Raw genomic sequence first — 24127 nt, 5'->3', positions numbered from 1 at the left:
TTCGCCGCACCTCCCTCCGCTTTTTCTTTTTGCTGGTATCCTTGTCTTTTGCCTGTCCGTACCGGATAATATGAATAGAATAAGAAGTGTAGCAAAGGAGTGGAAAACAGATGCTGACCTTTGAAAAAGTGTTGGAGATTTTTGCGGACTACCTGGCCGCAGACGAGACCATCGAAGTTTATATCAGCCGTCACGGATGTGTAAGAGTTGAATTTGACCAAGATTTTCACTATTGCTCTGGCGAGGTGTGCCATACTCCCAAGGAACTGCTCGACCTCTTAGCCGATGATTACCGGACTTATCTGGAGATTGAACTGACCAAAGGAAAACGGGAAGTGACGGAAGATGATGAGAGAGAAGCGGATGCCCTATGCAAACAGTATCTGGAGCGTTGGAAGGAGGAACAGAAAGGAAGATTTTGAAATGCCTGCTGATGATCGTAACTGCACCGGTCATTTTGGTGTTGACGCTTTTTGTCTGGCTCTGCACGGGGCTGATCTACATATCCGGTTTGGTGCTTGGTCTACTAAGCACGGTAATTGCTCTGCTTGGCGTGGCTGTGCTGATTACCTATTCCCCGCAGAATGGTGTGATTTTGCTGGTTATGGCATTTTTGATTAGCCCGATGGGGCTGCCGCTGGCTGCGATCTGGCTGCTGGGAAAGGTGCAGAGTTTGAAATTTGCGATACAGGATTGGGTGTATGGGTAAATGATGTGAATATAATTTGGAATGAAAAAGAAGCAGGACAATGGGAGATGAGACCCAATGCCCTGCTTCTCTGTTTATTCGGAACGAACTGTAATATATTTTTGATTGCGACTTTTAGGTTTATCGGGAATCGTCATTTCTAATTGCCCGGATTCTAAAAGCGGATTGATATGCTTCAAAGTGAAGTTTCTTAAATCTTTGAAGCCGCAAAATACTGCAAGCTCTTTCTTGGATTTTGGTGTTGTGCAAAAAGCCAAAATCTGTTTGGACACCGTTGATAGTTCAATATCTTGGTGGGTAACTTGGTGGATAACTTGGTGGGTGTCATCCTCTAAGTTGTAGTTTACATTTTTCAAGATGACTCTGAAATCTGTCGCTGTTGAGGAAAATTCGGGCTTATATGCCTCTGTGTATCCAGGCAGCTTTTCAGTTTCACTGACGATTTTGCGCAGACCACTTCCACGGCGTTCCATGTACTTCATGCGGTGGAACAGGTCAGCGATCACAGGGTTTCGTCGCATCGAACGAATACTGTAAATATCGTATTCCTGAATTGAGCCGCCGCCAAACATACCGCCCGGAGATGTGATTTCCACCCGATCATCAAACATATCAATGTGGACTTCGCTGCCAAGCACAATATAATCACGATGGATGAGAGCGTTGACAAGAGCCTCTGTTACAGCTCGTTCAGCATAATCCGGCTTGTCTACCCGATACTGAGCTTCTTTGACAAAACGGACTTTGGAATTATTGCGAATAAATTCACTGCCGCTTTTCAGTAAATAAATCAAATTCCCCTCGTATTCCTTATCGTCCAGCGCATCATCAAAGATAGAGCCTTTTTCCAAGCCATTCCACCGGGTACAGAACATACGGGAGTTATAAACTGTGTGCTGATCGGTCATGAGCTTTCCGGCATTGGTCAGGAACCCATTTTTGTCAGCCAAACCGAATGAGACATAATCGGATGGCTCGAAGCGGAGGCCGGTTCGTTCCAGATAGGTTGCCTCCAGGAGTGTGAAGCTGTAATCCTTTTTCACAGCTTCTGTTGTTAAGGTGTCAAAGGATTGATTGGTTCCCTTTAAGATCAGTTCATTCACAATGTAATCCGGTGCAATTACGCTTTCATTTCCAACACGGATGTATGCTTCCATTACTCCGTCTGCCTTGTAATAGTATGGGGTGCTGCGGCCAGGAGAAACCTCCAGAGCCAACAGGTTTTTACCATCTTCCTGCAATGGCTTTAAGATAAACTGCGGTAATGGTGTGATACGTTCTTTGATTAAGCGGCTGATCGCTTCAGCATCCTTTTGAACATCGGACAAGCCGATAGGCTCCCGGTCATCAGAGACTCCGAAAAACAGAGTGCCGCCGATCCCATTGGAAAAGGCACTGACACTTTTTAACCAGCTTTTTGGCTTTTTTGTTTCGAGAGCAACTTTGAAATCACATTCCGTTGCTTCGGCAATGAGCTGTTCTATCATAAAATCCCTCCTTTGAGGTTGTAGAATGTTCTTTTTTATTATACCCAGCGGAGAAAGTTATTGCAACGATAGAAGCAAAGAGTTCAGCGAAAAAATATTTATGAGAGGAGGGCCTTCTATTATGGCAACTACAAGAATCATGCCGCTTCATGTTGGCAAGGGTCGCACAGAAAGTCGGGCAATCAGTGACATCATCGACTATGTAGCAAATCCACAGAAAACAGATAACGGCAAGCTCATTACCGGCTATGCGTGTGACAGCCGGACTGCGGATGCAGAGTTCCTTCTGGCGAAGCGGCAGTATATCGCCGCCACCGGGCGGGTGCGCGGGGCGGACGATGTGATCGCTTACCATGTGCGCCAGTCATTCAAACCCGGTGAAATCACGCCGGAAGAAGCCAACCGTCTGGGTGTAGAATTTGCCAAGCGGTTTACCAAGGGCAATCATGCCTTTGTGGTCTGCACCCACATAGACAAGTCGCACATTCATAATCACATTATCTGGTCATCGGTCAGCTTAGAATATGACCGGAAATTCCGAAACTTTTGGGGCAGCACCAAGGCGGTTCGCCGGTTAAGTGATACCATCTGCATTGAAAACGGACTGTCCATTGTAGAGAATCCGAAACTTCACGGAAAAAGCTATAACAAGTGGTTGGGAGATCAGGCAAAGCCCTCTCACCGAGAGCTGCTTCGTGTGGCAATTGACAACGCATTATCACAAAGTCCTGCTGACTTTGAAGAACTGCTGAAACTGTTGCAAGAGTATGGTTGTGAAGTCTCAAAGCGCGGAAAATCGTATCGACTGAAGCTCTCTGGTTGGGAGAAAGCCGCCCGCATGGACAGTCTGGGCGAAGGATATGGATTGGAAGATTTGCGGGCAGTTCTCTTAGGGAAGAAAGCACATACCCCGCGAAAGAAAACAGTCAGACAGGCAGAGCCGCCGAAGGTCAATCTGCTGGTGGACATTCAGGCAAAATTGCAGGCTGGAAAAGGCGCTGGCTATGCTCGATGGGCTAAGGTGTTCAACCTCAAGCAGATGGCGCAGACCATGAATTACCTGTCAGAGCACAACCTGCTGGAGTATGCGGTTTTGGAAGAAAAGGCTGCGGCTGCCACGGCACATCACAATGAGCTTTCGGCGCAGATCAAAGCGGCTGAAAAGCGCATGGCAGAGATCGCTGTTCTGCGTACTCACATCGTAAATTATGCCAAGACCCGTGAGGTCTATGTGGCATACCGCAAGGCGGGTTACTCTAAGAAATTCAGGGAAGAACATGAGAAAGAAATTCTGCTCCACCAGGCTGCTAAGAATGCCTTTGATGAGATGGGCGTCAAGAAGCTGCCCAAGGTCAAAGAGTTGCAGACAGAGTATGCGAAATTGCTGGAAGAAAAGAAAAAGACCTATGCCGAGTACCGGCGTTCCCGTGAAGAAATGCGAGAGCTTTTAACGGCAAAGGCCAATGTGGATCGGGTCCTGAAAATGGAGGTAGAACAGGATGTTGAAAAAGAAAAAGACCACGGCCAGCGGTAAGCTGGTCCTGGTCAAAAGCGTTCGCAGAACGCGCAGCCACAGAATGAAATTCTGTGTTCAAAGGGGCTTGGGGGCGCTGCCCTCAACAAGCAAGCAGAGAGGAAAATCACGGAGGGATTTTCTTCTCTGCGGGCCTGTGTGTATTAACACAGGCATTGCTTGCCTCTTTCCCGCAGAAATAAAATAAGCCAGTGACGAAACCTTCAAATTTCGCTCACTGGCCTACTTTGCTTCAAGTTTCTTGGCGAGTTCCTTTAGTTCCTCTGCAAATCCACGAGTGTGGTGCAACAATGTTTCACGCATCTCTGGCGGACAGTTCATGTAAAGTAGCTTCATCTCATTTTGTCCTGCTTCGTCCGGCGAGAGATCCGGGTACATAAGCGAGTCTAGTGAAAGATGAACCACCTTTGCCAATGCTTTCAAGATCAGATAGGAAGGATTTCTCCTGGCTTTCTCTATATCGGCAATCTGTTTGGTAGAAACATGGGATTCATCTGCCAGCTGTTCCTGCGTCAGATTTTTTTCTTTTCGTGCTGCTCGGAGCGCATCGCCCAAGGCGGTCAAATCATCAATCGGCATTATCGTTCACCTCAATAATATTGTATCGTTCCGGTTTGATTTGAGGAATAACCTTATCATTCCGGTCTGCCAGTACGATTATACCGATTTTTATTCTAACAGCATGGTTATAGGCTTGTTTTCTTCGAGCAATAGAAATATAATAGAATAGATTGCAGGAGGTACAGAGATGGATTATATGACTCTAAAAGAAACAAGCGAAAAATGGGGCGTTTCTGTCCGACAGATAAACTATTATTGCGCCGGTGGTCGTATTCCCGGCGCTGTAAAAATGGCCGGTGTCTGGCTGCTCCCCAAGGACGCCGAAAAGCCAGTAGATATGAGAACAAAACAAGGAAAGGGTAAAATATGAAAAATATACTGTTAATTGAAGATGAAGAAAATCTTAACCGTGGTATAAGCCTCAAACTCAAGAAGGAGGGTTATGCAGTTTTTTCTGCGGCTTGCGTTTCTGAAGGATTGAAACTATTTCAAGATAATACGATTGATCTTGTGATTTGCGATATAGGCTTACCAGACGGTAGTGGATTAGATTTATGTGCTAATATTCGACAGCGAAGTGATGTGCTATTTTTGTTTCTCACGGCTCTTGATACAGAAGTCGATGTGATAACAGGATACGAAATGGGAGCTGATGATTATGTGACAAAGCCGTTTAGTATGTCTGTTCTTGTCTCAAAAATAAGTGCCATGCTGAAACGAACAGAAAAGGCTGTTTCTAATATTGTGCAAACAGGCAAATTGACATTTTATATAGATGAAAAGCGTGTTGTGAAAGGTGATAATGCAATTTCAATTACACCGACAGACTGGAAACTATTGATGGCTTTTATTGAGCATCCCCACCATATTCTTTCAAGAAAACAACTTCTGGAACGTTTATGGGATTCCAATACGGATTATGTTGATGAAAATGCTGTTGCTGTTAATATTCGTCGCCTTAGAGAAAAGATTGAGCCTGATCCATCTAATCCTGTCTACATCAAGAATGTACGGGGCTTGGGGTACGTCTGGGAAATGGAGTGTGAAAGGCAATGACATTAAATAACAGGACTTTCACACTACTAAAAATTGTATTGCTTATTATAATTAGCATATTTATAGCAGAAATTATTGTGTTACCTAAAATTGAACATGATATGTTGCAAGAAGCAGGTAGACAGGAATTGGTAACCGTACAACAAATATGTGGCGCGGTACTTGAAAATTATCCTGATGTAGAGCAGGATTTCATTCTGGGATTGCGTCAGCCTACAAACTCTTTGCAGGAAAAAGGCGAACAGATTTTGAAGCAATACGGATATGACGAAGAACATTTATTGGCAGACAACACGCTGTATGCCGCTTACATGATTGCATGGAGAAATTGGACAGGATTTTTTCTGGTTACCACATTTTTACTTCTTGCGGCCGCACTTCTCTATTTTTACAGCACTATCCGTAGTAGCAATAAAGAAATATTGCTGATATTGGAACAATATTTGTCAGAGGATTTTTCTTTTGCCTATGGAACAGAGAGAATCGTAAAAGGCCGTATTCACTTTATGAGCAATCAAATTGGTGATCGCTTAAAGCAACTCGGACATCAGATTGTAACGAAAAACACCCGGATTACTGAGGAAAAAGAAAGCACAAAAGCACTTGTGACTGATATTTCTCACCAGTTAAAAACACCAATGGCTGCATTGAAAACCTGCTTCTATATGTATTTGGATGCCTCTGATGCGGATGAAAAGACCGAATTTCTAAAACGAAGTGAAACGCAGTTGGAAAAACTGGAACAGTTAATTGCAAGCCTTATGAATATTTCACGGTTGGAAACAGCCATGATTTCTTTGACTAAGGAATCCATTTTGTTAAGTGATCTATTGGTGGATGCTGTAAATGGTGTATACGAAAAAGCAAGGAGAAAAAGCATCGAAATTTCCGTGCAGGAAACAGAAAATATTACATTACATTTAGACAAGCATTGGACAAGCGAAGCAGTCATAAATGTTTTGGATAATGCGGTAAAGTATAGTCCTCGAAATAGCCACATCACGATTTCTATTGAAAAACAACACTTTTATACACTCGTGAAAATTAAGGATGAAGGGATTGGTATTCCACAGAATGAATACAATAAAATTTTTCAGCGGTTCTATCGTTCCAATCATTCTTATGTAAAGCAAACGGAAGGCAGCGGTGTTGGGTTATATCTGACACGAATGATTTTAGAACGACAGGGAGGTTTGATCCGTGTCGAATCTGTTCCGGAAAAAGGAAGTACATTTATTCTACAATTTAGGAACTGATAAGAGGCCGGAGAAATTCCGGCCTTTTGTTATTCAACGGTAAGCTATTCTGTAAGGTTCCCGTAATACTTCTTTGATACAATAATCATAGTTAAGGTACGGGAGGAAAAGATGGATATATCGTCACTAAATAATTACTTTGAATTGTATGGAGGAATGGCTATCTTCATTGTTGTACTACTGGAATATATGAATCTTCCCGGATTCCCAGCAGGGATTATTATGCCGCTTGCAGGAATCTATGCAGCACACGGGGGGATAAGTCTCCTTGCAGCTATTGCTATTTCTGTTTTAGCAGGAGAAGTTGGGAGCTGGATATTGTATTTTCTGGGAATGTACGGTGGGAATGCTTTTCTCAAAATATACTTAAAAAGGTTTCCCAAACACAAACCTGCGTTTGAACGCACGTTTGATTTAATCCGACGCAAGGGTTTTTATGGAATTTTCATCAGTAAGCTAATTCCGATGGTTAGAACATTGATTTCTATACCAGCAGGCGTATTAAAAATGGAGTTTATAAAATACTCGATTGCTTCATTTTTGGGGGTAACACTTTGGAATACCCTATTCGTGGGCGCTGGCTATATTATTGGAGAACCTATACTGAAAATAATCACAAGGGGGTGAGAAAATGCGGATTGCTATGATGACAAATAACTACAAACCATTTGTTGGCGGTGTTCCAATTTCGATTGAGCGGCTTGCTGATAGTCTGAGGGATTTAGGGCATTCGGTATACGTCTTTGCCCCGGATTATAAATCTCCGGTGGATGATGATGAATATACGTTTCGCTTTCCAACAATGAAACACAAGATCGCCGGAGCGATTCCTATTCCCAATTTGATTTATGGCTATGTGAAGAATGCTATTTCAACACTTGATATTGATTTGATTCATGTTCATCATCCCGTTATGATCGGAAATGTGGCAACACGGATTGGAAAGGAATTTCATATCCCCGTAGTGTTTACATACCACACAAGATATGAACAATATCTGCATTATTTGACGCCCTTTGGTTATTTACAAAATAAGGCAAATCAGGGAAATCTATTGGGGGAATCCATCCTTGATTTTGCACAGCGGCAAGTCATACAACGCTATTTGAATCGCTTCCTTGAAAAATGTGATATGGTTTTTGCACCAACAGAATCTATACAAAATTATTTGAAACCATTCCACATAGATACACCGATCAGCATTGCACCTACGGGACTGCCTCCGGCTTGCTTTGAAAATCATATCGAGGCAACTGCCATCCGGAAAAAGTATTTGCAGAAGAAACAGTATTTGTTCTGTACGGTTTCGAGATTAGCGAAAGAAAAAAATCTTTCTTTCCTACTACGAGGTGTTTCTGCTGTGAAAAAGCAGTTAGGAGATGTTTTTAATGTGCTTATTTTGGGAGATGGGCCAGAGAAAGAAAATTTAATAGCCCTGTCTCAAACTCTAAAAATTGAAGAAAATGTATTTTTCATTGGAGAAGTATCAAATCATAAAATTTCAGCATATCATCAGGCGTGTGATTTGTTTCTGTTTTCATCAAAATCTGAGACACAGGGAATTGTGCTTTTAGAGGCAATGGCAGCGTATCTACCAGTCTTTGCTATTCGTGCAACCGGAGTATCAGATGTTGTTGTTAATGGAGAAAATGGTGTATTGTCGTCAGATTCCATAACTGAATGGGCGGACAACTTGATTTCAATTTTGAAAAATCCTGCTGTACTTATAAAAATGAGAAGTTCCGCTCGTACCACTGCCCTTTTATATGATGAAAAGAGTATCGCCAACCAGATTTTAGAGAGTTACGCATACTTGAAAAAGAGCTATGAGGCAGAACATTGGCTGATGATGCACTTAAACAGAACAAGTTACCCCGTATTGGCAAAGGAGTATTAAGATGGATATTATTCTTGAAACAAAAGACCTGACCAAAACGTATAAGGCAGGCGGTAATCATATTAACGCAGTAGACCATACCTCTATTTGTGTTGAGAGAGGCGATTTTGTAACTATCGTAGGTAAGTCTGGATCGGGAAAAAGTACGTTGCTTCATCTAATCGGAGGACTGGATTATCCCACTTCTGGCGAAGTCTGGATTGATAATGAGTGTATAACCAATATGAATGAAGAAGATTTATCCGCATTTCGCAGGAGAAAAATCGGCTTCATTTTTCAGGCATTTAATCTTGTTCCCTCTTTGAATGTCTGGGAGAACATTATTTTGCCTATCGGATTAGATGATAGAAAGCCGGATATGGTTTATCTGAAAGAAATTATTGAATTACTTGGATTGAGCGAGAAACTGAATAATCTTCCTAACACATTGTCTGGGGGTCAGCAACAGAGAGTAGCGATTGCCAGAGCATTGGCGACGAAGCCTGCCATTGTATTGGCAGATGAGCCGACTGGAAATCTTGATTCTAAGACAAGTGATGAAGTAATGGCACTTTTGAAAACATCTGCTATGAAGTATGAGCAGACGCTCATTGTAATTACTCATAATGAAGATATTGCACAAATGGGAAATCGAAAACTGGTAATTACAGATGGTAAGGTGGTGGAACAATGAAAACAATTTATCATTTGGCTATCAGCCGATTGAAATATAATAAAGGAAGATCCATTCTTACCATAGTTGCGATTGCTCTTATGACAACACTGCTCATGTCTATTGGTAGCTCTGCACTTACGGTTATTCGACATCAGCAGTTAGAGATAAAAGAAAGTGCTCGAAATTATCATGCGGTTTTCAAAGGCAGTACTGCAGATCAGGTATTTATTCTTGAAAATCACGCGGATGTAGAATCGCTTTCTACAAGGGAAAGTGTAGCGTCCATAGAACTGCCGAAATTAAATGCTGTTCTTAATTTTGATTCCACAAAAAAAGGTTCTATTGACCAAATTCAGTTAGCCAATGGAAAGATGCCTGTGGAAGCGGATGAAATTGCAGGGCCTCCTGCGCTCTTTGAAAGATTAGACGTTGTACCAGAAATCGGCCAGAAGTTTCAGATTCCATTACGCATTCAGGGAGGCAAAGTGGAGAACTACGACTTCACAATTACTGGTATTTTAGAGCAGACAGACATTTCAAAGCTGAATGTGAATGAAACACGTCTTGTCTATGGGGCTTTTGTATCTGAAAAATTTGTTGAACAACATATTGCCCCAGAGGATAGAACTTATACAGCTTATATACGGATTGTAAACGAAAATAAACATTCAAAAGATGAAATTGAGACAATTATATCTGAGATTGCAGAGGACGTAGGACTGAACAAGTCAGACATTTCTTTTAATGAACAATACCTGACATATATGACCAACCCCGGAACACAAGAACGAAATGTTATGATCGGGCTTGGACTGTTGGTAGTATTTCTTGGTGGCATGGTAATTTACAGCATTTATTATGTTTCTGTCATTTCCAATATACAAGAGATGGGGAAACTAAAGGCTCTTGGTGCTACCAAAAAACATATTCGCCGCTTGCTATTTACAGAAAGCCTTGCACAGTCTTTCGTCGGAATTCCCTGTGGAATCTTACTTGGATACCTCGCAACCGTATTCTTGTTCAGAATGGTTATTCTTTCCGGTTCTACCTTTGGGGATACATTCTGGCACTGGCAGGCTGCTATTTGTGTTATCGTGGTTGTTTTGCTTACAGTTGGGGTTTCTATCCGAAAACCGTTAAAAATGGCGTCAGGGATTTCTCCTGTGGAAGCAATGCGGTATCAAGAACCGACAGGAAAACAAAAAAGGAAAAAATCCTTTAAAACACTTTCCGTATCAAAGCTAAGTTATGCAAATCTACAAAGAAATAAGCGAAGAACTGCGGTCACGATACTTGCACTGGGCTGTTCCGGCATTTTGTTTTTAGTAGTAGCCAATATTGCAAACAATATAACTGCGGAAAATTATGCAAGAATGCTGATGCCAAAAGGCGATTTTGAAATTAGCCTTAATTATGCTGAGGACGATCGAGAGTACCCGGAGAATAATCTAAATATAATTCAGCTTCAAAATCCCTTGAACGATGATCTGAAAACGCAAATCATGTCTTTAGATGGTGTTGAAAGCATTGATGAAAAGCACACGGTTCTGGCAGAAGCTGAAAATGTGGTATTGGAAACACAGCGAACTGAGGTTGGAGGAATCAGCGAAAACGATCTGTTATCCCTAAATAAATCGCTAAAAAGAGGAACCTTGGATTATGATGAATTGGTTCATTCTAACGGCATTATTTTTACATGGGACAATTTGTTTGAGCAATATGGTTTTGAAATTGGAGATACAATACAGCTTACACTTTATGATGGAAACAAGAAAATTCCTTTTACGGGTACTCTCATGGCAAGTACCAACAGCAGTGATGATACCTTTTTGATTGCCGATGAGGTTTTACAGCAACTAATTACGGAGACAAATCCTGCGAGTGCCATTTACATTACTGTTCAGCCAGAAAAATTTGAAAGTGTAAAGGCACAAATTGATACACTGCAACAGGAAAATACGAGGTTCATGTTCAAATCCTATGACGAAGAACTTGGAATCGCAAAGCAGCTAATCCGCACGATACAATACACAATTTACGGATTACTGATAGTCATTGGAATCATTGGTTACATCAGCCTTATCAATACAATGATTACGAGTATTTTAGTTCGCAAAAAGGAATTGGGAATTTTGCAAGCAATCGGTTTGTCTGATAAGCAACTACGTCAAATGATACATCGGGAAGGACTGTTCTTTACTTTTGGAACATTAGCACTGTCACTAACCATCGGAAATGGGCTGGGGTATTTATTGGTACGCATTATTATAAACACCCAAATTCTAACGATTAGTCAATACGAATATCCGATTACCCAAACGCTTGTTTTGATAGTTGCAGTAGTCATCGGACAAATTGCAATTACTGTATTTGTAAATCGCTATATTCATAAACAATCGTTAGTCGAAAGAATGCGTGACTAACAGAATACAAGAAAGTGAAAACAGATGCGAAAGATACTTTTGGTTGACAATGATATAACTTTTATATGGGGATTGAAAAAATATTTACAGCGGCGGGGCTATGCGGTAGAAACTGCGGCTACTCTGGCTGAAGCACGGGAAATGATAAAGCAAGAAGCTCCGCTGCTGATCTGTTCAGACCTCTGCTTGCCGGACGGTTCTGGTCTGGAACTACTAGCTGAAGTACGTACCTGTAACAAAGATACTCCTTTTATCATTGCGTCTTGTTATGAAAAAGACGACTATGAGCAGGAAGCACTCCAGCATGGTGTCACAATCTGTATGGATAAAATTAAATCTGCATTATTGAAAGATAAGCTGGTGGAATATGCCTACAAGGAGCTATCAGAAGAACAACCACCAACCTTTCATAAGCTGTTATATCTCCATACGGATAATAGCAAAGCGGAAGTTCTGCGGGCGGCTATGCTGCAAAAGGGATTTAATCTTATACTGGTAAATTCCCTGCGTGAAGCAAAGCACAGGCTACTTGAAGATAAAGAAATAGAACTGATACTGTGTGATCTCTCGCTGCCGGACGGTACAGCCCTTGAGCTTTTTCATGACATACGACGTATATCTGAAAAATTTAAGGTAAATAACCCGCCCATTAAGTTGCTACCATTCTTTATTCTTACGGCAAGCACTGACCTTGCCACGGAATATCAATACCGGCACGAGGGTGTCAGCGACTATATCACGGCCCCGGTTAATATCCCGGAACTGATTCGGCGGATTCTGTTTTTTGTGGAATAGCTATCTTTCTCTCTATGTAATCAACATAATCAACTGCCGGGCGACGACCAAGAAAAAAAGCCGTCGTACAGCAGCCCTTTTGACACGCCCATACGACCAGCGGCGGCTTTGAACAATCAAGGCCGCCGCTTTTCTTTTCCCGGCGCAGGATCGGCGGCCCACGGAGGGAGCCGCCATGAGAGTAGCAATATGTAGTTCATCAAAAAAAGCCTTGCTCACACCTCATCCCCTTACGCTCCTCCACCGGCATTATCCTGCTGGTTAATCGGTAATCATAGAACATGGAATCAGTGTGACGCCAGTTTCCCACTTTGGGAGACTGGCGTTTTTGCTTGTTGTTTTTTGTGGAATTGCCCCGAATTATGCCGGTGCCGTTCTCCGCCCCATTTCGGCTCACTCGTAACTGGACCCGTGAACCGAAATGGAGGTACATAATGAAGAAAGTCAATCTCCGGGATCTGTATCCCGATGTTTATAAAACAGATCACTTTGTAGAAGTAACCGAAGATGTGCTGGAGACGATCAGAGACTCTGAGCGTGCAGAAGCTGCCTATGACCGAAGGATGTATCGTTATAAGGCGCATTACTCTCTGGACTGCGACAATGGCATTGAAAATGCGATCCTGATGAAGCCCCAGACGCCGGAAATGCTCCTGGAGGAAAAGCAGCTGCGGGAGAAACTCTATGCCGCAGTAATGGCTCTGCCGGAGAAACAAGCCAAGCGGATCTATGCCAGGTATTATCTGGGCATGAGAGTAGGAGAGATAGCCGCAGCAGAGGGTGTAGACCCAAGCCGTGTCCGTGACAGCATTCGGCGAGGGCTGAAACAGCTGGCAAAATATTTTTGATAAAATTTCGTTTGGTGCGCTCGTTTTTTGCTCTTTTTGTCAGAGTTAATAAGAAGGACAAGTTTTCCCCCTTCAACAGCACTTTGACAATTTCATAGACAGCATAACAGGTACATAACCCGTGTACGAGCGAGTGTGGAACGCCGCGAAGATAGAGCAGTCAGGGAGGTGATGAACAAAGCTGCTTTGGAGCGATCTACGATTCCACAAAACGGATGGTGGCAGATTCGGCGCGATGACTGCATGGGGGCTTAAAGATACTTCCTCACGGCCCGCCAAAGACTTGGGGGGAACCCTGCGGCACACGATACGAACGATGCTGCGGAGTTATGACAGCTGCGCCAGCGGAGACCTGTTGTGTTCCCATCGTCAGGGGGCGTGGCAAATATGACGAGTAATCCGAACAGAATAACAGTAGCCGCACCAGGTTTTTATCCGGAGATTTCTTTCAGACTGGTGCGGCTGTTTAAGTATTAAGATATTAAGGAGGCGAGAGTGATGTTTGAAAAATTCCATCGAGGCGACATATATTCGGCTGATTTAAGCCCTGGTATCGGCTCTGAACAAAGTGGCTCTCGTCCTGTACTCATTCTTCAAAACAATGTGGGAAATTGTTTCAGTCCTACGATTATTATTGCAGCAATCACCAGTGTAAGCAAAAAAAGCAGAAAGTTCCCCACGCATTACCACTTAAATGACAGATGCGGTTTGGTGAAACCATCTGTTGTTATGCTGGAACAGATCAGAACAATCGACAAGTCGAGGTTAAAAAACTATATTGGTCATCTAAACAAGGATGACATGGAAAACATAAACAAGACGCTCTTGTGCAGTCTGGGGATTACATAAAAGTGCCGAAAGGCCGTATCATTTTCAGGCTGTGCAAGTAGAGTTATAATTTCGTTAGGAATTGCGGAGGTGATTCTGAATGGAGAATATCCAGAATAAAAGCGCATTGATTCCTTCAGATGAAATCCGGTCAGAAGAACTTCTGGCGGAACAAAAATTTGAAGCGTTTATCACTTCGCTGGCACATATCATCGAGAAATATGGTATGAGAGTGCTGGGCGAGGTTGACGGAGCTGCGTGAGAATCGCAGCTTTACATAGGATATTTTCCAAAAGTAAATTTTGGAGGTATGAATTATGAACCGATATGGAAAACGCTGTGTTTTGTATCCGAGGGTCAGCACAGAGATGCAAGTGGACGGATACAGCCTGGAAGGTCAAAAAAATATGCTGACACGATTTGCGGATCGTGAGGAAATGATCGTTGTTGATACTTATGAAGATGCCGGTAAATCCGGTAAATCCATTGAGGGACGGCCTGCCTTTCAAAAAATGCTCAGAGATATTGAGGATGGCTTGGACATTGACTATATTTTAGTGTATAAGCTGTCACGGTTTGGCCGTAATGCAGCGGATATACTTAACTCTTTGGAGTTGGTTCAATCTTATGGTGTAAATCTGATTTGCATAGAAGAAGGGATTGATTCCTCTCAGACAAGCGGAAAACTTTTGATTTCTGTACTATCTGCTGTGGCTGAGATTGAGCGTGAGAATATTATCGAGCAGACGATGAACGGGCGGCGCGAAAAGGCACGGCAAGGTGGATGGAATGGTGGCTTTGCTCCATACGGATATACACTGGAAGATAACAAGCTGATGATTGAAGAAACAGAGGCTGTGGCAATACGGAAGATTTTTGAATTATATACTTCATCGGAAATCGGTTTGGGTGGTATTGCGAATCAGTTGAACTTACAAGGTATACGGAAAATTCCGAGGCAGAATGGCACATTAGAGGATTGGACAGGACATTTTATTAAACTGATATTGGATAACCCGGTTTATTGCGGTAAAATTGCCTATGGACGGAGAACGAAGGAAAAAGTCAAAGGCACAAAAAACGATTACCAGATGAAAAGAAATGACGATTACATTCTGACAGAGGGACAGCATAAAGGAATCGTTAGTGAGGAGGTATGGGAAAAGGCTCATGCCAAGCGCCTTAGAACCGGAGTAAAGCAACCGTCAAAAATTGGGCGGGATCGAGTTCATTTGTTATCCGGTCTGCTGAAATGCCCGGTTTGTGGAAGTCCCATGTATACGAATAAACACGCATGGACAAATAAAGATGGCACTTACAAAGAAATTTACTATTATGTATGTAGTCGGAATAGGATGGTCCGGGGTAAGCATTGTGAATATAAGGCAATGCTGAAAAAGACCGATATTGAACCGATGGTCATTGAGGCAATTCGTGAGATCGTAAGAAATGAGGAATATGCCCAAGCCATTAAAAAACGGATTGGCGTTCAGATTGACACGAAAGCAGTGGATAAAGAACTGGAGGGCTATCAGGCAAAGCTGAAGGAAGTTGATCTGAATAAGACAAGATTGGAACGGGAAATTGACAGTCTCCCTGCTGATGCAAAATACCGGGAACGAAAGCTCCATGATATGACCTTGCGGTTAGATTCCCTATATGATGTCATTGTTGAGCTGGAGGAAAAAATCGAAGATGCCAGACTTCGGCGAGATGCAATTAAGCAGCAGGCAATTACTCTTGAGAATATTTACAAAATCATGGTGAATTTCGACTGCGTTTATAATATAATAAATGACGAAGAAAAGAGAAATGTGGTCACAGCCTTGATTAAGGAAATTGAAATTTACAGGAATGACGAGTCTGAATATCCGCTAAAGCGGATTGGTCTGAATTTTCCGGTGTTCAAGGATGGCGGGGAAGTTACGGAGCTTTTGTGGGACAAAGGGAATACCGTTGAAACCTTCGGTATGATCGGTGAGAAATCCCTGATAAACAATGGATTTGTCACATTGTAATCACCGTAGAAAAACTGTTCTGAGAAGAAATCCCGGAATGGGATACACCTTCCCTCCGGCTGCATGCTGAGCTCGTGCATTCGGACATGGTCTATGTCGCGTGTCACACAGGTGGGAGTGTTATCGCCTGCCTCAAACTGAAAATATTGCGGCCAGAATTCCTCCACATAGGCGGCGTCCATCATGAGATGGGCAAGTATGCCAAGGTCGGCAGGTGTCATAGCTTCCACTGGATATTCTGACAATATGTGATCGATGTCCGGATATTTTGTTATGAGATCGTTCTGCCATTCCGGCCTGAAATGTGTCAGGGCTTTGTCCATAACCGCATCTGGAAGAACGCAGCCCAGCAGGAAATCATTCAGCAGCTCCGGCTGGGATTCCTTTGAAATATGAAGTTTATCTGCGATGTATCTGCCCTCGCACAGGTGTATTATGTATCCCGGCATTGCAGCCCTCCCATATAGAATATATTTGTCAATTTGTAAAAAAGTGTACCCCCGGAGCCCCCGTAATGTCAATAAAGACAATTTCATACAAACAGTTTACTTGACTTATAATTTGTTAGGCGGTAAAGTCATAGATGGATAAATGGGATATCCATATCAGAGTAAAAGGAGAAACGTGTTGAATAACGATTACAACAAAGAACAAAACGACAAGAATGACGACAACAAGAATAATGGCAACAAAGGCAAAAACAGGAATGTCATGGTTCTGCTTGTCATCTCGGTGATATTGACACTGCTGTGCTGGAGAGCATATGACAAGATCACAAATGGAACGAAAAAAGAGATCCCGTACAGCGGATTTGTGGAGATGCTGGATTCGGGAGAGGTGGACAATGCGGAGATATATGCCAAAAAGATCAGATTTACCTCAAAGGAGTCTGACGGCACTCTGGATAAGAACACCTATGTGACAGTGAGGATAAGCGACGATAAGCTGGCAGACAGACTTAAGACAGCCCATGAGAAGTATGCCACAACATACAAGGGCAAAGACGAGAGCGGTTCAGCCATGGTCGGAACGATACTCTCATATGTAGTCATGATAGCTGCATTCTATCTGTTCCTCTCGTTAGTGACAAGGCGGAGCGGAATGATGGGCTTTGGCAAATCAAACGCCAAGGTATATATGGAGAAGAAGACCGGAGTCACATTTGCAGATGTTGCAGGAGAGGATGAGGCAAAGGAATCCCTGACTGAGATGGTCGACTTCCTTCACAACCCTAAGAAGTATATGGCTATAGGTGCAAAGCTTCCAAAGGGAGCACTGCTGGTCGGCCCTCCGGGAACCGGAAAGACACTTCTGGCAAAGGCTGTTGCCGGAGAGGCAAACGTGCCATTTTTCTCCATGTCGGGATCAAGCTTCGTGGAGATGTACGTGGGAGTCGGAGCATCGAGAGTCAGAGACCTGTTCAAACAGGCATCTGAGATGGCTCCTTGTATAATATTCATAGACGAGATAGATGCCATAGGCCAGAGCAGAGACAGCGTGAGGGGCGGTGATTCGGAGAGAGAACAGACACTGAACCAGCTTCTTGCCGAGATGGATGGATTTGACACATCCAAGGGAATAGTGATACTGGCTGCGACCAACAGGCCGGAGACACTTGACAAGGCACTCCTGAGACCGGGAAGATTTGACAGAAGAGTAATAGTTGAGAAGCCGGATCTTCAGGGTAGAATAGACACGCTGAAGGTACACTCCAGAAATGTCAAGATGGATGAGACTGTGGATCTCCGTGAGCTTGCGCTTGCCACAGCAGGTGCGGTTGGAGCAGATCTCGCCAATATAATAAACGAGGCGGCGCTCACTGCGGTCAGATCCGGAAGGAGCATGGTTTCACAGGCTGATCTGATTGGTGCGGTGGAGCTTGTATTTGCAGGAAAAGAGAAGAAGGGCAAGCTGCTAGGCGACCAGGAGAAGAAGGTCGTTGCATATCATGAAGTTGGACATGCTCTTCTGGTTGCTCTCCAGAAGCACACTGAGCCTGTTCAGAGAATTACAATAGTTCCTAGAACGATGGGTTCTCTGGGATATGTATGGCAGGTGCCTGAGGAAGAGAAGTATATGGAGACCAAGGCTGAGCTTGAGGCGAACATTGTGACGACCCTCGGCGGAAGAGCTGCAGAGGAATTGAAATTCGAGTCAGTGACCACCGGCGCGGCAAATGATATAGAGCAGGCGACCAAGACAGTGAGAGCGATGATAACCATGTATGGAATGTCAGACAAGTTCGGACTCATGCAGCTTGAGACTGTTCAGGGAAAATATCTCGACAGAAATGCAGTGCTCCAGTGTTCAGACAAGACTGCTGCAAAGGTCGATGAGGAGATTAGGAATCAGCTCAAGAAGGCATATGATGAGGCCAAGAAGCTTCTCTCAGAGCACATGAATGCGTTGGATGCCATCGCACAGTATCTGATAGAGAAGGAGTCGATAACAGGCCAGGAGTTCATGGAGATATTCAACAGAGTTGAAAATGCTGAACAAAATGTTGAACAGGAATAAAATTAAAACAATAATAAGATCAAAAAAAGAGAAGCCGGGGCTGGCAAAAAGCTCCGGCTTCTCTTTTTTCTATATCTGCTTTAGATTATATCTGCTGAAGATCGTCCAGGGTCTTGCCGTATGCCGGTAAAAACTCGCACACGAAGTCGTTTACCTCAGGATAAGTCTCAGCCATCTGTGACACGGAATTCATGATCGTACCCATGGCACTGGAGAACTCGGTATTTCCCGATCCTGTCTCCTCCATGCATTTGATCAGGGCGGACAGCTTGTCAGCCGCCTTGACGAGCTTCCAGAGATATACATCGTTCTCGTCGTCGGCATCCTTAAAAAATATCGGTTCATAGGCTGGTCTGAGATCGCCCGGCAACTTGTCAAGAAGTGTGTGGCATGCGATATCTTCCACATCCTTGAAGGCTGTCTTGATATCATCGTTGTAGTATTTCACCGGGGTCGGCATGTCACCGGTGATGATCTCCGATGCATCGTGATAGAGACCTATGAGTGCAGCTCTCTCGGCGTTCAGAGTCTTGCCGTAGCGTACATTGCCGATGGTTGCCAGTGCGTGGGCTATCATGCTCACCTCCAGGCAGTGCTCACACAGATTCTCCTCGCGGTTGTTCCTCATGAGTGCCCATCTGTCAATATATTTCATTCGTGATATAAGTGCAAAAAAGTTGTATTCCATCATAAAATCCTCGTTACTTCTGTTTATCGTTGTGGAAAAAATTATATACCGCAGTGGCTGCAGTCTTGTTCATTCCCTGCGGGATCTCGAGATCAGCAATGCTGGCGGCACGGATCTTGTCTATGTCCTTGAAGTATGCCAGAAGAGCCTTTCTCCTTGCCGGACCGATGCCCTCAATATCGTCCAGAACTGAGTGGATCTGGGATTTGCTTCTGAGACTTCTGTGGTACTCGATTGCAAATCTGTGGGCCTCATCCTGAAGTCTTGTTATCATGTTGAAGGCCTGTGTATTTGCAGGGAAATCTATCTCCTTGTTGTTGTAATAGAGTCCTCTGGTTCTGTGGTGGTCATCCTTTACCATTCCGCATACCGGGATGTTGAGACCAAGCTCGTCAAGAACCTCCAGAGCTATGTTGACCTGACCCCGGCCGCCATCCATCATGAGTACATCAGGGTAGATATTAAACCGCTCGTCTGTGAACCTTCTTGTGAGTACCTCCCTCATGCTTGCGTAGTCATCCGGCCCGTCTATGGTCCTGAGCTTGAACTTTCTGTAGTCATTCTTCTTGGCGCGTCCGTTTTCAAATACCACCATGGATGCCACGGAGTGATAGCCGTTTATATGCGATATATCAAATGCTTCAAGGCGTCTTGCGGATGAAACTCCGATAAGCTGTGCCAGCTCATTTGCCGCACCCTCAGTGCGCTCCTTTTCACGCTTGAGCTTGTCGGCATCCTGGTTCATGACCAGAAAAGCATTGTCCTTTGCCAGCTTGAGAAGCTTCTGCTTGTCTCCCTTCTGGGGAACAATGATGTGTACCTGACTTCCCCGGCGGGCGCTCAGATATTCCTCGATGACCTTGTAGTCCTCAATCTGCTGCTCGATAATGATCTCCTTTGGCAGATATGGAGTGGAAGCGTAGTATTGCTTGAGAAAAGACTCCATGATCGTGCTGTAAGCCTCAGCATTTACGCCGCTCATGTGGTAGTGTTCCCTGCCGATCATCTTGCCGGATCTTATGAAGAATATGGATATGACACACTCATTTCCAAGATCGGTGGCCATGGCGATCACATCCCTGTCGTCTGCGCTTGTGTCACCGACTCTCTGGGTGGACTCAATGTGATGGATGCTCTTTATCAGATCCCTGATCTCGGCGGCCTGTTCAAATTCCATATCCTCGGCCAGCTCCTTCATCTGCTTTTCGAGATCCCTGATCACATGACCGTGGTTGCCGTTCAGAAAGCTTATGGCATCCTGGACATTTTTGTTGTAATCCTCCTTGGAGATATATCCCTGACAGGGCGCCATGCACTGCTTTATCTGGTGATACAGGCAGGGCCTTTCAAGGCCCATATCCCTTGGCAGAACCTTGTTGCAGCTCCTGATGTGATACAGCTTTTTCAGCAGCTCTATGATATCCTTCACCGCTTTGGAATTGGTGTATGGGCCGAAATATTTGGAGTGATCCCGTTTCATCTGATGGCTGTACAGTATGCGCGGGTAATCCTCCTCCACAGTAATGCGGATATAGGGATAACCCTTGTCATCCGTGAGCATGGTGTTGTAATGCGGTCTGTGCTCCTTTATAAGGTTGCACTCTAGAACGAGAGCCTCGATCTCTGAACCGCAGACAATATATTCAAACCATGCAATATGGGATACCATCTTCTGAATCTTCGGGGATTTCTTGTAGCCGGTCTGGAAATACTGATGTACTCTGTTGTACAGATCTATGGCTTTTCCTACATATATAATATGATCCCCCGAATCGTGCATGAGATATACTCCTGGGACATGGGGGAGCTTCTTAAGTTCTTCTTCAAAATCAAACATGTCATTCACCTCAAAAATCTTAGATAAGTATATCACTATACTTACTATCATGTCATTCTTTCCTCAGAAAATTTGAAAAATAAAAAAGGATTTTGAGAAAAAACGGAGAATAATAAAAATGTGTGGTAAGAAATATTGATCATGTGATAGGAGAGATTCTATGACGATACGGGAACAGCAGGAAAAAAGGGAGCACGAAGTGCTCAGCAGATATGCGGCGTTCAGTGATCAGTCCACAGGACGTGACAGACCGGAGGAGCAGTGCGACCTCAGAACGGTCTACCAGAGAGACAGGGACAGGATACTCCACTGCAAGGCGTTCAGGAGACTTAAGCATAAGACTCAGGTATTTCTGTCGCCGGGTGATGATCACTACAGGACCAGACTGACCCATACTCTGGAGGTGTCGCAGATAGCAAGGACGATAGCCAGATCACTCAGGCTTAACGAGGATCTGACGGAGGCGATAGCGCTGGGACATGACCTGGGACATACGCCATTTGGACATGTCGGTGAGCGGACACTTGCGGCCTGCGCGGGCAATAATTTCAGCCACAATGTTCAGAGCGTAAGGGTTGTGGAACGTCTTGAGAACCGTGGTGAGGGACTTAATCTAACCTGGGAGGTCCGGGACGGAATGCTAAACCATAAGACATCATGCACTCCGCATACGCTGGAGGGACAGTGTGTGAGACTGGCGGACAAGATAGCGTACGTCAATCATGATATAGATGATGCGATAAGGGGTAACATATTGAAGGAGGAGGATCTTCCGACCAATATCACCGACATTCTCGGGAAGAATACCCGCACCAGACTGAACTGTCTCATACATGATGTGATAAATACGAGTCAGGACAAGGATTATGTCGGTATGTCGGCGGAGATCGGGGATGCTCTGGGGAAGCTGAGAACATACATGTTCAGATATCTCTACACTAACCCGATAGCCAAGAGCGAGGAGCTCAAGGCCGACAAGATGCTGAGGATATTGTATGAATACTTCATTGAGGACGCCAGCAGGCTGACAAATGAATGTGTTGAGATGATATATATGGGAGAGGATCCCAAGACAGTCGTGTGCGACTACATAGCTGGTATGACAGACAATTATGCGATAGAGACATTTAAGAGTATATATATACCGAAGTCCTGGAAGGTCTGAGCATACCTGACAAACAGGAGGAATCGAATTGTATTATTCGGATGACGTGATAAATGAAGTCTTGTCAAGAAATGATATAGTGGATGTTATCGGAAGCTACGCAAGCCTTAAGAAGAAGGGCGCGAATTACGAGGCATGCTGTCCGTTCCACCATGAGAAGACTCCGTCATTTAAGGTCAACAGGGAAAAACAGATGTATCACTGCTTCGGTTGCGGAGTCGGTGGCAACGTGTTTACATTTGTCATGGAATATGAGAACCTCAATTTCCCGGAGGCTGTGGAGAGACTTGCGGAGAGGGCTGGAGTACAGCTCCCTGAGAAGTCCATGAACGCCCAGGAGAGGTCGAGGGAGCAGTATAAGATAACGCTCAGGGAGATGAACAAGACTGCGGCTGCATATTTTCATTATATATTGAAGCACAGCCAGCATGGTGAGAAGGCTTATGAGTATTTTCACGAGACAAGAGGTCTCTCTGATGAGACGATAAATAAATTTGCGCTTGGATATTCAGATATATACAGGGATGATCTGTACAGGTATCTGAAGAGCAAGGGATATACAGATGATCAGATGAAGGGCTCGGGACTTGTTGAGATCAGCGAGAAGGAAGGTGGTGTGGACAAGTTCTGGAACAGAGCCATGATCCCGATACTGGATATAAACGGCAAGGTCATCGCATTTGGCGGACGAGTCATGGGCGATGGAAAACCGAAATATATAAATACCAGTGATACTGCGGTGTTCGACAAGAGCCATACGCTGTTTGCCATGAACATAGCAAGGCGGAGCAGGAGAAAAGGATTTATATGCTGTGAGGGATATATGGATGTCATCTCCATGCATCAGGCAGGATTTGACAATGCCGTGGCATCCCTTGGAACGGCATTTACATTTGGACATGCTGGGATAATAAAGAGATATGCCGATGAGGTTTATCTGGCGTACGACAGTGACGGCGCAGGCGTGGAGGCGACGAAGAAGGTCATAGCAATTCTCCGGGAGGTCGGAGTCGGCGCAAGGGTCATCAATATGAGACCGTACAAGGATCCCGATGAGTTCATACAGAACCTTGGAAGCGAGGCATTTGAGGAGAGGATAAAGAAAGCTGAGAGCGGAATGATGTTCCTTGCAAGGATATATTCTGAGGAATATGACCAGAGCGATCCGGGTGAGCTGACCAAGTTCCAGAACCAGATAGCGAGGGAACTGGCATATATTGAGGACGACCTGGAGAGAAATAATTATGTCGATGCCATAGCGAGGAAATATGTGATCGACAAGGATGCCCTTGCCGCGAAGGTACATGCCTACGGTGTTGCGGGCACGGCAAAGCCGGAGATAGTGGAGCGGGAGACCCGCAGACTCCAGGAACAGCAGGGCTATGAAGAGTTCCCGGGAGACCAGAGCGCGGGAGCTCCGGGAAGACCTGAGACAAAGGATAATAAGACCGCCAAGCTGCTGCTCACATGGCTTGTGAACCGGCCGGAGCTGTTTGCCAGACTTGACGGCGTGGTGAGTGAGGCGGACTTTGAGCCGGGAATATACCGGACCGTAGCGGACAAGCTGTACTCACAGTACAGGGAGAAGCACAAGGTTGAGCCCGCTGTGGTTGTGAACACATTCCAGGATGTGGAGGAACAGAGACTGGTGGCAGGCATGCTCCAGACAGATCTGGCGATAGACATGACCGAGGAGGAGATTGGCAATGCCATAACCGAGGTCGTGAAAAAGATAAAGCTTGCCAGCATAAAAAAGCAGCTTGAGAGCGAGAATGACATGATGAAGGTTCAGCAGCTCATCAAGGACAGGAAAAAGATAGAAAAGTTTAAAGTTATTTTATAAGAAATAAACA

The 24127-nt window shown here is 44.4% G+C and carries 22 protein-coding genes; 18 read left to right on the top strand and 4 right to left on the bottom strand.

The features are described 5' to 3' along the window. The first annotated feature begins 110 nt into the window (after positions 1 to 110). Positions 111 to 422, top strand: coding sequence for a hypothetical protein (locus tag GT575_RS09295; RefSeq protein WP_155203990.1), 312 nt, complete (start codon positions 111 to 113; stop codon positions 420 to 422). Next, the gene (locus tag GT575_RS09290) at positions 371 to 709 is read left to right on the top strand and encodes a CD1845 family protein (RefSeq protein WP_155203988.1); all 339 of its coding nucleotides are present in this window, start codon (positions 371 to 373) and stop codon (positions 707 to 709) included. Before GT575_RS09295 ends, GT575_RS09290 begins: the two co-directional genes overlap by 52 nt. A 74-nt stretch (positions 710 to 783) precedes the next feature. Here GT575_RS09290 and GT575_RS09285 read toward each other — a convergent pair whose 3' ends face one another. Beyond that, positions 784 to 2196, bottom strand: coding sequence for an ATP-binding protein (locus GT575_RS09285; RefSeq protein WP_155203986.1), 1413 nt, complete (start codon positions 2194 to 2196; stop codon positions 784 to 786). A gap of 121 nt (positions 2197 to 2317) precedes the next feature. Here GT575_RS09285 and GT575_RS09280 point away from each other — a divergent pair, with 121 nt between their 5' ends. After that, entirely contained in the window at positions 2318 to 3730 is a 1413-nt protein-coding gene (locus GT575_RS09280) for a relaxase/mobilization nuclease domain-containing protein (RefSeq protein WP_155203984.1), read from the top strand. Between the two features lie 222 nt (positions 3731 to 3952). Here GT575_RS09280 and GT575_RS09270 read toward each other — a convergent pair whose 3' ends face one another. After that, the gene (locus tag GT575_RS09270) at positions 3953 to 4309 is read right to left on the bottom strand and encodes a helix-turn-helix transcriptional regulator (protein WP_154314553.1); all 357 of its coding nucleotides are present in this window, start codon (positions 4307 to 4309) and stop codon (positions 3953 to 3955) included. A 169-nt stretch (positions 4310 to 4478) separates the two neighbouring features. Here GT575_RS09270 and GT575_RS09265 point away from each other — a divergent pair, with 169 nt between their 5' ends. The 13 genes from GT575_RS09265 to ftsH all read left to right on the top strand — a co-directional run bounded on the left by GT575_RS09265 (position 4479) and on the right by ftsH (position 18584). Next, positions 4479 to 4661 carry a DNA-binding protein gene (locus tag GT575_RS09265; protein ID WP_154314554.1) on the top strand — a complete coding sequence of 61 codons (183 nt, stop codon included), beginning with the start codon at positions 4479 to 4481 and terminating at the stop codon, positions 4659 to 4661. Continuing rightward, positions 4658 to 5347 carry a response regulator transcription factor gene (locus GT575_RS09260; protein WP_155203980.1) on the top strand — a complete coding sequence of 230 codons (690 nt, stop codon included), beginning with the start codon at positions 4658 to 4660 and terminating at the stop codon, positions 5345 to 5347. The genes GT575_RS09265 and GT575_RS09260 overlap by 4 nt, the downstream gene beginning before the upstream one ends. After that, complete coding sequence (locus GT575_RS09255) at positions 5344 to 6603, top strand: sensor histidine kinase (RefSeq protein WP_154314556.1); 1260 nt, start codon at positions 5344 to 5346, stop codon at positions 6601 to 6603. The genes GT575_RS09260 and GT575_RS09255 overlap by 4 nt, the downstream gene beginning before the upstream one ends. 111 nt (positions 6604 to 6714) lie before the next feature. Continuing rightward, positions 6715 to 7230 carry a DedA family protein gene (locus GT575_RS09250; protein ID WP_129899198.1) on the top strand — a complete coding sequence of 172 codons (516 nt, stop codon included), beginning with the start codon at positions 6715 to 6717 and terminating at the stop codon, positions 7228 to 7230. 4 nt (positions 7231 to 7234) lie between these two features. Beyond that, positions 7235 to 8500, top strand: a complete 1266-nt coding sequence (locus GT575_RS09245; RefSeq protein WP_155203977.1) for a glycosyltransferase — start codon at positions 7235 to 7237, stop codon at positions 8498 to 8500. Position 8501: 1 nt separating this feature from the next. Beyond that, positions 8502 to 9173: an ABC transporter ATP-binding protein gene (locus tag GT575_RS09240; protein ID WP_154314558.1), complete on the top strand. Its 672-nt coding sequence runs from the start codon at positions 8502 to 8504 to the stop codon at positions 9171 to 9173. Then, complete coding sequence (locus GT575_RS09235) at positions 9170 to 11578, top strand: ABC transporter permease (RefSeq protein ID WP_155203975.1); 2409 nt, start codon at positions 9170 to 9172, stop codon at positions 11576 to 11578. Before GT575_RS09240 ends, GT575_RS09235 begins: the two co-directional genes overlap by 4 nt. Positions 11579 to 11602: 24 nt before the next feature. Continuing rightward, positions 11603 to 12373 (top strand): response regulator, encoded by a 771-nt coding sequence (locus GT575_RS09230; RefSeq protein WP_129899196.1) that lies wholly within the window; start codon positions 11603 to 11605, stop codon positions 12371 to 12373. A 434-nt stretch (positions 12374 to 12807) separates the two neighbouring features. Beyond that, positions 12808 to 13221: an RNA polymerase sigma factor gene (locus tag GT575_RS09225; protein WP_154314560.1), complete on the top strand. Its 414-nt coding sequence runs from the start codon at positions 12808 to 12810 to the stop codon at positions 13219 to 13221. A 498-nt stretch (positions 13222 to 13719) separates the two neighbouring features. After that, positions 13720 to 14070: a type II toxin-antitoxin system PemK/MazF family toxin gene (locus tag GT575_RS09215; RefSeq protein WP_002576184.1), complete on the top strand. Its 351-nt coding sequence runs from the start codon at positions 13720 to 13722 to the stop codon at positions 14068 to 14070. 79 nt (positions 14071 to 14149) lie between these two features. Next, positions 14150 to 14311, top strand: a complete 162-nt coding sequence (locus tag GT575_RS14930; RefSeq protein WP_004797315.1) for a hypothetical protein — start codon at positions 14150 to 14152, stop codon at positions 14309 to 14311. A 55-nt stretch (positions 14312 to 14366) separates the two neighbouring features. Then, a complete protein-coding gene (locus GT575_RS09210; protein ID WP_161171905.1) occupies positions 14367 to 16067 on the top strand; it encodes a recombinase family protein in 1701 nt (566 codons plus the stop codon). 711 nt (positions 16068 to 16778) lie between these two features. After that, positions 16779 to 18584 carry an ATP-dependent zinc metalloprotease FtsH gene (gene ftsH / locus GT575_RS09205; RefSeq protein ID WP_055147076.1) on the top strand — a complete coding sequence of 602 codons (1806 nt, stop codon included), beginning with the start codon at positions 16779 to 16781 and terminating at the stop codon, positions 18582 to 18584. An 85-nt stretch (positions 18585 to 18669) separates the two neighbouring features. Here ftsH and yfbR read toward each other — a convergent pair whose 3' ends face one another. Then, positions 18670 to 19272 (bottom strand): 5'-deoxynucleotidase, encoded by a 603-nt coding sequence (gene yfbR, locus GT575_RS09200; protein ID WP_055147010.1) that lies wholly within the window; start codon positions 19270 to 19272, stop codon positions 18670 to 18672. A 13-nt stretch (positions 19273 to 19285) separates the two neighbouring features. Continuing rightward, positions 19286 to 21109: an excinuclease ABC subunit UvrC gene (gene uvrC, locus GT575_RS09195; RefSeq protein WP_161171917.1), complete on the bottom strand. Its 1824-nt coding sequence runs from the start codon at positions 21107 to 21109 to the stop codon at positions 19286 to 19288. Between the two features lie 160 nt (positions 21110 to 21269). Between uvrC and GT575_RS09190 the strand changes: the two genes are divergently transcribed. Beyond that, positions 21270 to 22274, top strand: a complete 1005-nt coding sequence (locus GT575_RS09190; RefSeq protein ID WP_022216126.1) for a deoxyguanosinetriphosphate triphosphohydrolase — start codon at positions 21270 to 21272, stop codon at positions 22272 to 22274. Positions 22275 to 22302: 28 nt separating this feature from the next. After that, positions 22303 to 24117: a DNA primase gene (dnaG, locus tag GT575_RS09185; protein ID WP_161171904.1), complete on the top strand. Its 1815-nt coding sequence runs from the start codon at positions 22303 to 22305 to the stop codon at positions 24115 to 24117. Positions 24118 to 24127 lie beyond the last annotated feature (10 nt).

This window comes from Coprococcus sp. BIOML-A2 (assembly GCF_009875795.1).
GTDB classification, from domain to species: domain Bacteria; phylum Bacillota; class Clostridia; order Lachnospirales; family Lachnospiraceae; genus Coprococcus; species Coprococcus aceti.
Note: the sequence above shows the minus strand (reverse complement) of the source record. Positions and strands in the feature narration are given on the sequence as shown.